Genomic DNA, 15,069 nt, shown 5'->3' with positions numbered 1-15,069 from the left:
TACACCGAGTCGATGCCATCGCAGGCAAGCCAGCTCCCACATTTTGTTCACCACACATCGGGAAAATCGGGTCAGTTCAGGCTGGCCTCGACCTTTTGCGCCACATCCTCCGGCAACCACGCCTTCCACACCTCAGGGTGTTCCTTGAGAAATGCCTGCGCCACTTCCCGTGGCGCGGTGTGGTTCTCACTCATCGTCGCCAACGCCTTGTTCAGCGGCTCGATGGGAAACTCAACCTTGGTGAAAAACGCAGCAATCTGCGGGTGTTCCTGCTGAAACGGCGTCGACACACCAATACTCAACTTGGACGCCAACGACCGCGTCGGCCTGGGGTTGGGGTTATCGGCATCCGTCAATGTCTTCCAGGCATCGGCATCAAAGGCCGGCTCTTCCAGCTGGATCAACTTGTAGCGCCCCATCAAGGGCGTCGGCGACCAGTAATAGAACAGCACCGGCTTGCCCCGGCGGATCGACGAAGCAATCTCGGCATCCAGCGCCGCCCCCGAGCCGCTGCGGAAATTCACGTAGCTGTCACTCAAGCCATAGGCCTTGAGCTTTTGTGCGTTGACCACCTCGGAGGTCCAGCCGATCGGGCTGTTGAGAAAGCGCCCCTTGCCGGGCGCCTCCGGATCCTTGAACACGTCCTTGTAGCGCGCCAGGTCCTGTACGCGCTTGAGGTCCGGTGCCAGTGGCTTGAGGCCCTTGGCCGGGTCACCCTTGACCACGTACTCCGGCACCCACCAGCCTTCGGTCGCGCCCTTGACCGTATCCCCCAGGCCCACCACTTTGCCTTCGGCCTCGGCCTTGACCCACACCGGGCTGCGGCCGGCCCACTCTTCGCCGATCACCTGGATGTCGTTCTTGGCCAGGGCCGTTTCCAGGGTAATGGTGGTGCCCGGCAAGGTGTCGGTGGGCAAGTCATAGCCCTTTTCGACGATAACCCGCAGCACTTCGGTGATCAGGCTGCCGCTTTCCCAGTTCAGGTCGGCGAAATGAATCGGCGCCTGGGCGGCCGATACCGGCAATGAAACCATCGACAGGCTCAGTGTCGTCAGCGACACGGCCAACAGCGCTCTAATTCCCTTCATGCCTGCGTACCTCGCGTTTTCGCAGCAACAGCGGACGGCTTTGCTGCCAATGCGCGAAGCCTCTGAATAGTTAAGTCAACTCAACTGTAGTAGAGGTTCCGGGAGATACGGATTACACGTGGTGTTTACAACTCACTCACTGGCCTTGAACGTGACGAGTTCACCCTTGCGCCACTTGGCGGCCTTGCCGGTCACGGCCTTGAGGGTCTTGGTCAAGCCTTCCTGCAATTGCTCATTGGCGGCAAACACCAGCATCACGCTGTGGCCTTCCTTGAACACAATGCCCTGGCCTTCAGTGCTGGAAACAAAGGCGTAATCACCCAGGCCATACACCGTCAACTTGATATCGCGAAACTTCAATTCAAACTTGCCACCTTCGCGACTGGGCAACACCGCCGCGCGAAAATGGTCACCCACCTTGAGTTCCAGGCGCTGTTTGTCATCCACCACCAGCGCCGTCTCGGTATCAATCTCGGCGATGTAAATACCTTCCGGCGTCTGTTCAGTGACATAAACAAAACGGGATTGGAACAGCTTGACCAACTTTGCGCGCAAATCACCCAGCACGAATAACGCGTGCATATCCAGATTACTGACTGCCAAGGAAACGCCCCCACATCAAAAGAAGTGCCGACCGCCAGAGCGGACAGCACAAAAATACGGCCGTTACGGCTCGATCACACAACCTGTTCATTGAAAAAAACTGAAGAGACTCCCGATGCTGCGCCCCAAGACGAGTACAGACGTACTCGATGGACCTTGTGCAAGGTCACCAGGCATCACAGCAAATCACAGGTTCGCCGACCCGAGAATACGGGGCGACCCGCTTCAGAGAATAACCCTATTAAAAAGCGTAGCTTCCGACAGGCTACACAAAACTAAATACCTGGCATGGAACCTAATATCGGCCGGCGACGACAATACTAAAACAGCAGCACAGGTCAAAACCACCTGAAACGCTGCTGGCGTGTCACGACGATCGACCGAAAGGAGCTGACCATGCAACCACGCCAACACAACACTGCGTCTGCCAGCACTCATTCATCCCGGCAAGACGAGCGCCAATACTACTGCCTGCCAAGCCTCAGTGGGTACTCGAATTCGGTTCTTTACCAAGTTGTACCTGCCGGGCGGAACTTCTTTCATATTCGCGAAGTGACCAGTGGCCGGGTCATAGGCTTTCGCAGCGACCATATCCGGGCCTGCAAACTGGCCAAGGAACTGGAAGCCAGCCTGTATGACCCCCATGGCGCAATCGTTTCGTCACCTGGCTGACTTTACTGCGCCGCCGCCCGCCAACAACTGCCATACTGGCCCGTCCATTGAAGTTTGCCCCCTGCGGGTCAGGTTTCATCAGTGCAGTTACCTTGAAGGGAAGGCTATACGTGACGGAATTTGATATTGGTGAATTTTTCATCCATGGCGACGCCAGGGAAGTGGACGGGGAGTTTCAAGCGGTCATCGTGATGCGCGCCAAGCCGCCGCTGAAGGCTGTCACCACGCACCAGGTGGAAAAGGACCGTTGGTTCAAGACCGCAGACGCCGCCGCCATCGCGGGCAAGGAAGCCGCCAAGGCGCTCAAGACCGCCGTCGATTCAGGCGCGCTGACCTCCTGAACCCCGCCCCCCTACACGCCTTCCGGCTTGTACCCCAGTCGCAACCCACCCCAGTGCCGGCCCTTGACCATGATCGGCACCGACAGGTCATGCATCAACTCGCCGGTATCGCGGGTGTAGGTCTGGAGCAATACTGCCTGCTGATGGCTGCCACAGCGAATCCCGGTGCGGTCCTCGAACTTGCGCTTGGTGCGATTCTGCACCGCGTCCACCTGGGCATCGCCGGTCAAGGCTTGGGCAAACGCCTTGTTGTGCGTCGGTACATAGCCTTGCGGCGTGCAGGCAATGGCGAACACCAAGCCCTCGTGACGCGGCAGCAACGCCTCCTGGATCCCCGGTAGCACCTGGTCGGTGTATCCGTCGAAGCGCGTGTGGTACTTGCTCGGCCGCGTGTTCGGGATTGGCGTGTAGCTGCGGTCGAACAAGTCCTCCAGGCTGATGCGGTTTTGCAGCACATCGGCCTCGAACTGCGCGGCGATACGACTCGCGCCTTCACGGGCGAGGTCGTAGATGCGCTGGTGATAGTCATCCAGCCCGACTTCGGCCAGACGCTCACTGATGGTTTCGGCCTGGCCTTCCATCTGCACGGCGGCGTCGGCCAGTTGCCGGGTTTGCTGGTCACTCACGGCCAGGTCGCTGCGCATTTGCTCCACGGCATGGAACAGGCTGTCGAGCTGGGTGCGGTTGGTGTCGGTGCCCTGGGCGATCTCGTTGACCTGCCCTTCCACATCCGCCGCCAGGCTGGCGATGTTCGACAGTTGCTCGCCGGCGTGCTCCACCTGCTCGACACCGGTGTTGAGGTCGGCCGACAACTGGCGAATCTGCTCCACCACCTGGGCCGTGCGCTGCTGGATATCGGCGACCATCACCCCGACTTCATCCGTCGCCGTGGCGGTACGCCCGGCCAACCCGCGCACCTCATCGGCGACCACGGCAAACCCACGACCATGCTCACCGGCCCGCGCCGCTTCAATCGCCGCGTTCAAGGCCAACAGATTGGTCTGGCTGGCGATGGACTGGATGACCAGGGTCACCCGCTGGATTTCCTCACTGCGCTGGCTCAAGGCTTCGATCAATTCACGGCTGGCATTGGCACGCTGGCTGAGCTGGTGCATGCGCGTGATGGACTGCGCCAGCACCTCACGCCCTTCGGTGCTGCGCTGATGGGCCTGGCTGGCCGCACCGAGCGCCTGGCGGCTGAGCTGGGACGTGACCTGCTCGGTGCCGATCATCACTTCGGCGCTGCTGACGATCTGTTTGGCCGCGCTCAACTGCGATTGCAGGCGAGCGGCCAGTTGCTTGACCGAGTAGGCCACGCCGGCAGCGGACAGCGCGTTATGGCTGGTGGTATGGGACAAATCACGCGTCAACTCGCCAATCGCGTCCGTGGCAGCGGACTGCGCGACAACGGGCGTAGGACTTTTCAGGCGAGGCAGCCAGGTCACCAGCAAAACCAGTGGCAGGCAGAGGTACAGCGGCAGGCCGGCAAACACCAGGCCCAACAGGATCAGCACCAGGGCGGTGCTCTGCAAGAGCGGCGTCAGCCAGCCGGGCAGCCCGCGCGCCACCGTTTGCGGTGGCACTGCTGCGCCCATCAGAGATCCGTCTCCAGCCATCGTCGTTACCCCACTGTTTGTCATTATTGTCGCTGCATTAAACGCCACTATCTGGCCATTATCCATGGGCCTTTAGTGGGGTAGCTTGCAGCAGATCAATAGACGGGGCGTAACGGGTATTGCCTGGGGGCCACGTCTGCGCCCCCCAGCTTCAGCGCATCAGGCTTGGCGCTGGTGCTTGTCGATCTGCTCGTGGCGCTCTTGCGCTTCGATGCAGTACTTGGTGGTCGGGCTGATCAGCAGGCGCTTGAGGCCGATAGGCTCGCCGCTGTCATCACACCAGCCAAAGGAATCTTCCTTGATACGCTCAAGTGCACGCTCAAGTTGCGGCAGCATGCGCTGGTCGCGGTCGATGGCATTCACCAGCCAGGTGCGCTCTTCTTCGACGGAAGCGGCGTCAGCCGGGTCGGCCGGGGTGTCCAGGCTTTCAATGGCGATACGGTTCTGTTCAATGCGCTCGTGGTGTTCCACTTTCATGTCTTGCAGCAACTGCTCAAAAAAAGCGTGCTGTTCGGCATTCATGTAGTCATCCGCCGGCATGGCCAGCAACTTTTCCTTTGTCATTGATTTCTCTATAAAAAATACGTGCATTAAGGCGAATAAGGGAGCGTTCCGGCCGACCTCTGCAGGTCTCGGAAGGGCGCCATCCATTTCAAGCGCCACCCGGCACTCAATTTACGAGGGGCGGCAGTCTAAGGCCGACTTGAGGGCGCAGCAACTGAAAAGACAGGCAATTTTTCCGAGATAACCCTTAAAAGCACCAGGACGGGCTTGTTGGACGGTTATCGGAGTGCGTTTATAGCAGGAAAGTTCTTAAAGCAGCTATAAGCCGCAAGCTGCAAGCGACAAGCTGTAAAGCCCGTCTTGCTTGCAGCTTGCGGCTTGCAACTTGTGACTTGCAGCTCACAGCCGCCCTTTAACGCTTCAACTTGCGCTTGTTGCGGTACTGGTCGATGACCACCGCCACCACGATAATCAGGCCCTTGATGATGTCCTGGATATACGCATCCACCCCGACAAAGGTAAACCCGCTGGCCATCACGCCCAGGATCAGCGCGCCGATCACCGTGCCGGTGATGCGCCCTACCCCGCCCGCCAGGCTGGTACCGCCGATCACGGCAGCCGCAATCGCATCCAGCTCATAGGACATGCCCATGCCAGCCTGACCCGTGGCCGCACGCGCCGAGGCCACTACACCGGCCAGGCCCGCCAGGAGACCGGCGATGCTGTAGACGATGATCAAGTGGCGCTTGACGTTGATCCCGGAGGTCCGCGCCGCCTGCATGTTGCCGCCGATGGCGTAGGTGTACTTGCCGTATTTGGTATAACGCAGGGCGATATGGAAGATCACCGCCACCACCAGGAAGATCACCACTGGCATCGCGCCATGGCCGATGGCCGTGTACGAATCAGACAGCATGCTCACCGGCTGGCCTTCGGTGTAGTAACGCGCCAGGCCACGGGCCGAGACCATCATGCCGAGGGTGGCAATGAACGGCGGGATGCCGGTCACGGCAATGATGCTGCCGTTGATCGCCCCCGCCAGCAGCCCCACGCCCAGCCCCATCGCCACCGGGATCCACACCGGCAAGTCCGTCAGGCTCGGGAAAACGGCCCGGGAAAAGTCGGAAGTCTGCGCCAAACTGGCAGCGATCATCGCCGACAGCGCCAGCACCGAGCCGGATGACAGGTCAATCCCGGTGGTGATAATCACCTGGGTCACGCCAATCGCCAGCAGGCCGATGATCGACACTTGCAGGATCATCAGCACCAGGCGCTGGGAGTTCATCAGGAAGCTCTGGTCGCGCACGATCCAGCCAAACAACTCGAACACCAGGCCGATGCCGATCAGCACCAGGAAGATACTCAACTCGGTCGGCATGCGCCGGCGGGTTTTGGTCGGCGCCGTGGCCGGTTTGTTATCCGTTATTGCGTTCATAGCCCATCACCTTTTTTATTCTGTACGTCAGTGAACTGCCGTCATACCGGAAGCCAACTGCATGACTTTTTCCTGGGTCGCTTCGGAGCGATCCAGGGTGCCCATCAATTCGCCTTCGTGCATCACCATGACCCGGTCGCTCATGCCCAGCACTTCGGGCAGCTCCGACGAAATCATGATCACCGCCATGCCTTCGCTGGCAAGGAAGGAGATCAAGCGGTAGATCTCGGCCTTGGCGCCGACGTCGATGCCCCGCGTCGGCTCATCGAGGATCAGCAAGCGTGGGTTGGTCATCAACCAGCGCGCGAGCAAGGCTTTTTGCTGGTTGCCACCGGACAAGGTGTCGATGCACTGCTCAAGGGACGGGGTTTTCACCCGCAGCTTCTTGCACATGTCTTCGCACAGTGCGCGCAGGGCTTTCTGCTGGATAAAACCATTGCCCGAATAGTGCGGCAGCACGGCCATTTCCATGTTTTCCAACACCGACAGGCACGGGAACAGGCCGCTGAGCTTGCGGTCCTCGGTCAACAGCGCAAAACCTTTCTCGATGGCCATGTGCGGGTCGGTGATGCGCACCGCCTTGCCGTCCAGGGTGACCTGACCGCTGCTGCTGGGGGTGATGCCGAAAATGGTCTCGGCCACATTGGTGCGGCCCGAGCCCATCAGCCCGGCAATGCCAAGAATTTCGCCGGCATGCAGGTCGAACGAGACATTCTTGAACACGCCGTCCAGTGTCAGCTCGCGCACCGACATCAGCAGATCACCGATGGGCGTCTCGCGCACCGGGAACAACTGGCTCAGCTCACGGCCCACCATCATCGAGATCAGGCTGTCGCTGTTCATGCTGTCGGCGCGTTGCAGGCCGATGTAATGCCCGTCGCGGAACACCGCCACTTCATCGGCAATCGCAAACACTTCGTTCATTTTATGCGTGATGTAGACGATGCCTTTGCCCCTGGGACTTGAGGTCGGCAATGATCGAAAACAGGTGGGCCACTTCCTTGTCGGTAATGGCCGAAGTCGGTTCATCCATGATCAGGATGTCGGAGTCGTAGGACACCGCCTTGGCAATCTCGACCATCTGCCGCTCGGCGATGCTCAGGTTGCCGACGTGTTCTTCCGGGTCCAGGTTGATCCGCAGGCGGGCCAGCAACTCGGCGGTGCAGCGGTGCATTTCGCGGTGGTTGACCATGTGCAGGCCGTTGAGCTGCTCGCGGCCGATCCAGATGTTCTCGGCGATGCTCATGTGCGGCATCAGGTTGAGTTCCTGGTGGATCATCGCGATCCCGGCCTTTTGCGCCGCCAGCGGCGTCTCGAACACGATGGGCTTGCCCCGCAGGCGGATTTCCCCGGCGTCGGGCTGGTAGATGCCGGCGATGATTTTCATCAGCGTCGACTTGCCCGCACCGTTCTCGCCCCATCAGCGCCAGTACCGTACCCGGGCGTACCCGCAGTTGCACATCGGCCAGGGCCACGACGCCGGGAAAGCCTTTGCTGATGTTGACGATTTCCAACAGGTAGGGTTCTTCCAACTCAATCGGCTGGACGCCGAGAGGCTGCGAGACAGTGGCTTGAGCGAGCATAGGGAGGTACTCCATCGGCAGGGCGGCCGCAGCTGCCCTGCTGGCTTATTGTTGTTATTTGAAGTCTTTGAGGTTGTCCAGCGTGATCAGTTTGAACGGGATGACGATGTTCTGTTCGGTCGCCTCCTTGTTCGCCAACTTGCGTGCCGCGTCCACCGCGCCGACGCCTTGGCCCTTGGCATCCTGGAAGACCGACGCGGCCATTTCGCCCTTGGCGATCGCGTTCAGGCCATCTGTGGTGCCATCCACACCGGCAATCAACACACTGCCCGGCTTGCTCCCGGCGGACTTGAGGGCCATGGCCGCGCCAATCGCCATTTCGTCATTGTTGGAGAGCACGGCGTTGAACTCGCGGCCCTGGGTCAGCCAGTCATTGGTCAGGGTCATGCCACGATCACGCAGCCAGATACCGGTCTGCTCCTGCTCGATCTTGATATCGGGGTATTTTTTCAGGACATCCTTGATGCCCTTGGTCCGGTTGGTCGTGGAGTTGTTGGCCAGGTCACCCAGCAGGATCACGATATTGCCCTTGCCGCCCATTTTTTCGGCGATGTACTGCATCTGCAGCCGGCCGGCCTCTTCATCATCGGAGGTCACCGCCGCTACACCTTTGGGCAAGTCTTTCTGGTCTGGCCGGCGATTGACGTACACCAGTGGAATCCCGGCTTCGGTCGCGGCCTTGCTGATGCGTGCCGTGGAGGCTGTGTCCACCGGCGTGACGATAATCGCATCGACCTTCTGGCTGATGAAACTCTCGACCTGGCTCAGTTGCTTGACCACGTCGGCGCGCGCATCTTCGAACTGCAACTGCACGCCATCGCCCTTGGGCAGCGCCTTGACGTGCTGTTCCATATAGCCGCGAACGCTGGTCAGGTAGTTGTCATCGAAACTGGAAAAGGTCACGCCAATCTTCAGGTCGGCGGCCATGGCAGCACCGCTGCCCAGCAACAGGGACAAGGCCAGCGCGGTAAAACGGATCGGGGTCTTCATGAACGGTCTGTCTCCACTTTCTTGTTGGTTTTTTGGACGTTGCGTTTATCAGAGCTCGGCAGGCAGCCGGACGACGGGTGCGCCTGGAATGCAGCACACCAGCGCGCCTTTGTTTTCGACGCACAACACATTGAGAAAGGAGAAGTAGAACGGCCGGGCGCGGGGCAGGCCGCGTGGCGCAAGGGCTGGGCGTAAAACTCGCAGTACAGCGTTGAAGATTTTCATCTGACGGTACCTGGTTGTTTTTGATCTTGTTTTTGTTGAGTCGCCGGGATCGAGTCCGCGGCGTACTTTATGCAACCTGGAAAAGACTTTATTGGAAAATAATTTCCATATCAACATGTTTTAGAATTTTATTCTATTTTTGTTGAAACCACCTGCTGGCGCTCGGCGCTGAGGCGTGCGGCGTCCAATATACGGGTGGTTTCCAGCGCGTCATAGGCATCCACCGGCAACGGCCCCTGCCCTTGCACAGCCCGTTGCAACTGCTGATAGAACTGCGTCCAGCAGCCCTTTTCCGACGGCACCCGCTCGCGTTCCGGACCTTGCTCGAACCAGCCCCAGCGCCGGTGTTCTTCCGCGCCCCAATGCTCGCCTTCCGTTTTCGGGGTCTTGCCGGCCATCAACGCCTCTTCCTGGCCGTCCAGCCCTTCGACGGTGTAACAACCCAAGGTGCCACTTACGCGAAAGCGCGGCGCCTGGCTGTTTTGCAAGGCGCTGCCCCACAGGTGGGAAATCACGCCATTGGCGTGGGTCAGGGAGACGAAAAAACCATGATCGAGGCTCGGGTGCTCCGCGCTGAACTGTAGCTGCGCGAAAACCCGATCCACCGGACCGAACAGTTGCAGGGCCTGGTCCACCAGATGGCTGCCGAGGTCACGCAACCAACCGCCGCCGCTGGCATTGCCGACGGCTTGCGGGCTGTAGCGTTCCACACGGGATTCAAAGCGGGTGATGCTGCCCAGGGCGCCGGCATCGATGAGTTTGCGCAGGGTCAGGTAGTCCGAATCCCAGCGCCGGTTCTGGTAGACGCTGAGCAGCACCTCATGGCGTTCGGCGGCGGTAATCAACGCCTGGGCCTGTTCGGCGTTGGCGGCGAAGGGTTTGTCGCTGACCACCGGGATGCCGTGTTCGATGGCTTCCAGCACCAGCGCGGGCCGGCCTTTGAGGGTGGTGGAGATGACCAGGGCGTCGACACCGGCTTCGACGATCTGGCCGATGGAATCAAAGGCCTTGAGGCCGGGATGGTCGCTTGCCAACTGCTGGCGGCGTTCGGGGGATCGTGTGACGACGCCGACAAAGGTGGCGCCGGGCAAGGTTGCAATCAGCGGCGCATGAAAAAAGCGCCCTCCGTGGCCGTAGCCGACTAGTCCGATTCGCATGATTTCACTCCTTACTTGAACTGCAAACCCGATGCAAATGTGGGAGCTGGCTTGCCTGCGATAGCGGTGTGTCAGACTACACATCTGTAACTGATGTACCGCTATCGCAGGCAAGCCAGCTCCCACAGTTTGAATCGGGTTTCTTCAGTGGGTTAGCCGTAGAAGTGCGGGCGATCCGGCAAGCTCACTTTCACAATCTGCTCGCTGTTCTGCGCTTCAATGCACGCATCCGCCGCCACCGCTGCCGCAAAGCCATCCCACGCCGAAGGCCCACCCACCTGCCCCGCACGCACGCTGTCGATAAACGCCTGCAACTCCACGTCATAGGCGCCGATAAAACGGTCCTTCCAATCCATCAGAATCGCATTCGACAGCTTCGCACCGCTGCGCAGTTGCACCTGTGAAGGCTCCGGCAGCTTGGCGATACCGGTCTCCCCCACCACTTCGCACTGGATGTCGTAGCCGTATTGGCAGTTCACAAACACTTCCACGTCGATGCGCGTGCCCTTGGCGGTTTCCAGCAGCACGATCTGCGGGTCGCGCAGGTGGGCCAGGGCCTTGCTGGTCTTGCGCGGGAACACCACCTGCACCGACACGTAGTCGTCGTTGAGCAGCCAGCGCAACACATCCAGCTCGTGGATCAGGGTGTCGGTGATCGCCATGTCGGTCTTGTAGTTCTCGCCCACCGTCGGGTTGCGGTGCGCGCAGTGCAGCATCAGCGGCTCGCCGATCTGGCCGCTGTCGATCACTGCTTTCAGGGCGCGATAACCTTCGTCATACGGGCGCATGAAGCCCACTTGCACCAGGCGCTTGCCGTAGGCAACTTCGGCGTCGACGATCTTGCGGCAACCGGCGGCGGTGACCGCCAAGGGTTTTTCGCAGAACACCGGTTTGCCCGCGGCGATGGCGGCGAGCACGAACTCTTCATGGCTCGGACCCCAGGAGGTGACGAGCACCGCCTCCACTTCTGGCGAATTGATCAGCGCGTGGCCGTCGGCATACACCTCGGCGCTGATGTTCAAGTCCGCCACCACCTTGGCCGCTTGCTCCAGGTTGATGTCGGTCACCGCCACCACCTGGCTGTTGAGCAGGGTCTGGCTGCAACGACGGATGTGGTCACGGCCGATGGCGCCGGTACCGATGACTCCAAGCTTCAACGACATGTAAAAACTCCTCTTGTTATTAGTACTGCCGGGCTTTCGCCAGCTGTTCATTGAGTTTTTTTGCAGCGGCGTTCGTGCGTGCGCTGGTGGACACCTGCGCCACCCCCACCCGCCACCACGACAGGTAGCCGTGGATCATGGTTTTTGGCAGGACCTTGATATCAATCAGCGTCGACACCGTTTGTGTGCGCGCATCCGCCAGCGCCGCTTCGAGTTGTTCCACGGTGCTGACCTTGTAGGTCTTGCAGCCATACGCCGCCGCGCTCATGGCGAAGTCCACCGGCACCAGGCCGCCGTCGAGCTTGCCGCTCTCGGGGTTGCGGTAGCGGAACTCGGTGCCGAAGCTGTCCATGCCATTGCCGATCTGCAGGTTGTTGATGCAACCAAAGGCCATGTTGTCCAGCAGCACCACGTTGATCTTGCGCCGCTCCTGGATCGAGGTGGCCAGCTCCGAGTGCAGCATCATGTAGGAGCCATCGCCGACCAGGGCGTAGACCTCTTTGCTCGGCTCGGCGAGTTTCACCCCCAGTGCGGCGTTGATCTCGTAGCCCATGCAGGAATAGCCGTACTCGACGTGGTAGGTGTTGACGCCCTTGCTGCGCCAGGCGCGCTGTAGGTCACCGGGCAGGCTGCCGGCGGCGGCGACGATGATGGCGTCGTCGGCCAGGGTGTCATTGAGCACGCCGAGCACACGGCTCTGGGTCAGGCACGAGCCGGTCAGTTCGATGAATTCACGCAGGACGCCACGGTCGAGGTGGTCATCGACTTCGGGCACGAAGCCGTCGCCGTCGTATTCCACCTGGTGCACGCGGTCGACCTCGGCATCCAGCTGCGCCTTGGCCTCCACGATCTGTTCGCCCCAGCCGGAACGGTAATCGCCAAGGGCGTCGGCCAGCGCTTCAAGGGCCAGCTGCGCATCGCCGAGCACTTGCACGGCGTCGAGCTTCAACACGTCACAAGGGCTGATATTGAGGTTGAGAAACTTCACATCCGGGTGCTTGAACAGCGACTTGGACGAGGTGGTGAAATCGGTATAGCGGGTGCCGATACCGATGATCAGGTCGGCCTCCGGCGCCAGCAGGTTGGCGGCCAGGCAGCCGGTTTCGCCAATCCCGCCGACGTTCAACGGGTGGCTGGAGACCACCGCGCTCTTGCCCGCCTGGGTTTCCGCAAAAGGGATATCAAAACGCTCGGCAAACGCTTGCAACGCCGCATTCGCGCCGGAGTACTTGACCCCGCCACCGCAGACGATCAGCGGCTTGCGCTTGCCCCGGAAGGCCGCCAAGGCATCGCCGATCATCGCGGTGGTGGCCGGGCGCCGGTCGATACGGTGCACGCGTTTTTGCAGGAAATAGTCGGGGTAGTCCCAGGCTTCAGCCTGCACATCCTGCGGCAACGCTAACGTGACGGCGCCGGTTTCGGCAGGATCGGTGAGTACACGCATCGCATGGATCGCTGCGGTCATGAGCTGCTCGGGACGGTTGATGCGGTCCCAGTATTTGCTCACCGAACGGAACGCGTCGTTGGTGCTGATGCTCAGGTCGTGGAACTGCTCGATCTGTTGCAAAACCGGGTCGGGCTGGCGGCTGGCGTAGACATCGCCGGGCAACAGCAGCAACGGGATACGGTTGGCCGTGGCCGTCGCGGCGGCGGTGAGCATATTCGCCGCGCCGGGGCCGACGGAGGCGGTACACGCATAGACCTTGCGGCGCAGGTGCTGCTTGGCAAAACCGATGGCCGCGTGGGCCATGCCCTGTTCGTTGCGGCCCTGGTGCACCACCAGGTCACCGGCGTCCTGTTCCAGCGCCTGGCCCAGGCCGAGCACGTTGCCGTGGCCGAAAATGGTGAACACGCCGGCGACAAACTTGCTCTGCACGCCATCGACTTCGATGTATTGGTTGTCGAGGAACTTCACCAGGGCCTGGGCCATGGTCAGTCGGGTTGTGGTCATGTCGCGCCCCTTAAAGGTCCAGTAGCCAGCTGTGCTGCGGGTCGTTGTGGAAATGCCAGGCACGCTTGGGGCCGGCCATCACGTTCAAGTAATAGGACTCGTAACCGTACGGCACGCTGACCGGGTGGTAACCCTTGGGCACCACCACCAGGTCGCTGTTCTCCACGGCCATGGCCTGGTCGATGCTGCGGTCGTCGGTGTACACGCGCTGGAACACGAAGCCCTGGGGCGGATTGATCTGGTGGTAGTAGGTTTCTTCGAGAAAGCTCTGGTGCGGCAAATCGTCGGTGTCGTGCTTGTGCGGCGGGTAGCTCGACGAATGCCCGGACGGCGTGCGCACTTCCACCACCAGCAGGGAATGGGCCGGCGACGTGTCCGGCAGGATGTCGCACACGTAGCGGGTGTTGGCGCCCTTGCCGCGCACGCTGCGCTTGCAGTCGTCCGGGCGGATCAGACGGGGCTCATAGCCTTCGGTGCCAGGGGCGGCGCACACGGCAATCTGCACATCGCTCAAGGCGGTGACCTGGGCGACGGTGCCGGGCGGCAGGTAAGCGGCAAACGGTGATTTGTCTTCAAACACCGACTGGCGATCACCGAGGTTCTGCCAATTGAAACCCTCGCCTTCGATGTTCACCCGACCGCTGAGCAGCACCAGGCACAGCTCCTTATCACCGGCGCTGACCGGCAAGGTTTCCCCCAGGCTCAGGCGGTAGGCTTTAAAGCCCACGTACTCCAGGCGCCCGTCTTCGAGGGCGACCATGGTTTGCCCGCGTTTGTTGCTCTTGACCAACAGGCTCATGCTTGTGTCCTCTCGGTGAGCAGCGCACGCAGGGTGTCGTAGCCCTTTTTGGCATAGATATAGCTGGGCGCCACGGCCGGGTCCTGCTCGGCTTCCACCACCAACCAACCCTCGTACTTCGCGGCCAGCAGTACGTCGAGCAGTTCGCCAAACTCGATGTCGCCGTCGCCGGGCACAGTGAAGGTGCCGTTGACGATGCAATCCGGGAAGCTCCACATCTGGTTGCGCGCCAGTTGCACCACCGGCTTGCGCACGTCCTTGAAGTGCACGTGGCAGACGCGGTCGATGTGTTTTTTCAGCACCTCGAGGGGCTCGCCGCCGCCCATATAGCAATGGCCGGAGTCGAACAGCAGGCCGACTTCCGGGCCGGTGCGCTTCATGAGTTGATCGATGTCTTCCGGGGATTCAACGTAGGCGCCCATATGGTGGTGATACGCCAGGCGCACGCCCTGGGACAGGGTGAAACGCGCCAGCTCAGTGAGCTTGTCGGCATATTCCTGCCAGGCCTGCTCGCTGTGGAACCGCGGGCGTTCGATCAGGCGGATGCGTGAGCCCTGGATCGAGTCGGCCACTTCGCCGTACACCAGCACCGTCGCGCCGTTTTGTTTGAGCAGCTCGACGTGAGCGGCGATGGCCTCGATTTCTTCCGCCACCGAACGCCGCGCCAGGCGGCTGGAGTACCAGCCGGAGACCAGCGCCAGGTCGTACGGGCGCAGCACATCGCCGACGCCCTTGGCGTCCTTGGGGAATTTGCCGTTGAGTTCGAAACCTTCGTAGCCGATTTCCTTGCCTTCGCTCAGGGCGGTGCTCAGGGGTGTTTCACCACCCAGGGCCGGCAGGTCGTCGTTGCTCCAGGAAATCGGGTTGATGCCAATTCGGATTGCGGGCATGGCTGCACCTTTTATTGTTTTCAGATAGCACTGAGATCTGCTTTATGTGGGA

General features: G+C 60.8%; 14 protein-coding genes and 1 pseudogene. 2 read left to right on the top strand and 13 right to left on the bottom strand.

Translation table 11 applies throughout. From position 1 onward, the window contains the following. Nucleotides 1–71: 71 nt before the first annotated feature. Nucleotides 72–1,088: an ABC transporter substrate-binding protein gene (locus PSH87_RS11810; RefSeq protein ID WP_305433756.1), complete on the bottom strand. Its 1,017-nt coding sequence runs from the start codon at nucleotides 1,086–1,088 to the stop codon at nucleotides 72–74. 132 nt (nucleotides 1,089–1,220) lie between these two features. Further along, nucleotides 1,221–1,670, bottom strand: coding sequence for a hypothetical protein (locus tag PSH87_RS11805; RefSeq protein WP_017735803.1), 450 nt, complete (start codon nucleotides 1,668–1,670; stop codon nucleotides 1,221–1,223). Nucleotides 1,671–2,087: 417 nt separating this feature from the next. On the opposite strand from PSH87_RS11805, the gene PSH87_RS11800 reads away from it, so the two are divergent. Beyond that, a complete protein-coding gene (locus tag PSH87_RS11800; RefSeq protein ID WP_305433754.1) occupies nucleotides 2,088–2,363 on the top strand; it encodes a hypothetical protein in 276 nt (91 codons plus the stop codon). 110 nt (nucleotides 2,364–2,473) lie between these two features. Beyond that, nucleotides 2,474–2,704, top strand: coding sequence for a hypothetical protein (locus tag PSH87_RS11795; protein WP_017735805.1), 231 nt, complete (start codon nucleotides 2,474–2,476; stop codon nucleotides 2,702–2,704). An 11-nt stretch (nucleotides 2,705–2,715) separates the two neighbouring features. Here the strand turns inward: PSH87_RS11795 and PSH87_RS11790 are convergent, their stop codons facing one another. From PSH87_RS11790 to iolE, 11 genes and pseudogenes are all read right to left on the bottom strand, one after another. Next, nucleotides 2,716–3,936 (bottom strand): methyl-accepting chemotaxis protein, encoded by a 1,221-nt coding sequence (locus PSH87_RS11790; protein WP_370695319.1) that lies wholly within the window; start codon nucleotides 3,934–3,936, stop codon nucleotides 2,716–2,718. Nucleotides 3,937–4,479: 543 nt separating this feature from the next. Further along, a complete protein-coding gene (locus PSH87_RS11785; RefSeq protein ID WP_010564800.1) occupies nucleotides 4,480–4,884 on the bottom strand; it encodes a TraR/DksA C4-type zinc finger protein in 405 nt (134 codons plus the stop codon). Between the two features lie 352 nt (nucleotides 4,885–5,236). Beyond that, nucleotides 5,237–6,259, bottom strand: coding sequence for an ABC transporter permease (locus tag PSH87_RS11780; protein ID WP_124526318.1), 1,023 nt, complete (start codon nucleotides 6,257–6,259; stop codon nucleotides 5,237–5,239). 27 nt (nucleotides 6,260–6,286) lie between these two features. Then, nucleotides 6,287–7,842, bottom strand: a pseudogene (locus PSH87_RS11775) (sugar ABC transporter ATP-binding protein). Between the two features lie 54 nt (nucleotides 7,843–7,896). Further along, complete coding sequence (locus PSH87_RS11770) at nucleotides 7,897–8,832, bottom strand: sugar ABC transporter substrate-binding protein (RefSeq protein ID WP_124526320.1); 936 nt, start codon at nucleotides 8,830–8,832, stop codon at nucleotides 7,897–7,899. A 48-nt stretch (nucleotides 8,833–8,880) separates the two neighbouring features. Further along, nucleotides 8,881–9,057: a hypothetical protein gene (locus tag PSH87_RS11765; protein ID WP_167337367.1), complete on the bottom strand. Its 177-nt coding sequence runs from the start codon at nucleotides 9,055–9,057 to the stop codon at nucleotides 8,881–8,883. Nucleotides 9,058–9,185: 128 nt separating this feature from the next. Continuing rightward, complete coding sequence (locus PSH87_RS11760; protein WP_305433751.1) at nucleotides 9,186–10,214, bottom strand: Gfo/Idh/MocA family oxidoreductase; 1,029 nt, start codon at nucleotides 10,212–10,214, stop codon at nucleotides 9,186–9,188. 152 nt (nucleotides 10,215–10,366) lie between these two features. Then, complete coding sequence (locus tag PSH87_RS11755; protein ID WP_017735811.1) at nucleotides 10,367–11,377, bottom strand: Gfo/Idh/MocA family protein; 1,011 nt, start codon at nucleotides 11,375–11,377, stop codon at nucleotides 10,367–10,369. Nucleotides 11,378–11,396: 19 nt separating this feature from the next. Continuing rightward, entirely contained in the window at nucleotides 11,397–13,328 is a 1,932-nt protein-coding gene (gene iolD, locus PSH87_RS11750; protein WP_305433750.1) for a 3D-(3,5/4)-trihydroxycyclohexane-1,2-dione acylhydrolase (decyclizing), read from the bottom strand. 10 nt (nucleotides 13,329–13,338) lie between these two features. After that, nucleotides 13,339–14,127 carry a 5-deoxy-glucuronate isomerase gene (gene iolB / locus PSH87_RS11745; RefSeq protein WP_017735813.1) on the bottom strand — a complete coding sequence of 263 codons (789 nt, stop codon included), beginning with the start codon at nucleotides 14,125–14,127 and terminating at the stop codon, nucleotides 13,339–13,341. Further along, complete coding sequence (gene iolE / locus PSH87_RS11740) at nucleotides 14,124–15,017, bottom strand: myo-inosose-2 dehydratase (protein ID WP_017735814.1); 894 nt, start codon at nucleotides 15,015–15,017, stop codon at nucleotides 14,124–14,126. The genes iolB and iolE overlap by 4 nt, the downstream gene beginning before the upstream one ends. Nucleotides 15,018–15,069: the final 52 nt, after the last annotated feature.

The organism is Pseudomonas sp. FP453, assembly GCF_030687495.1.
Lineage (GTDB): Bacteria > Pseudomonadota > Gammaproteobacteria > Pseudomonadales > Pseudomonadaceae > Aquipseudomonas.
This window is presented reverse-complemented; position numbering and strand designations above follow the sequence as displayed.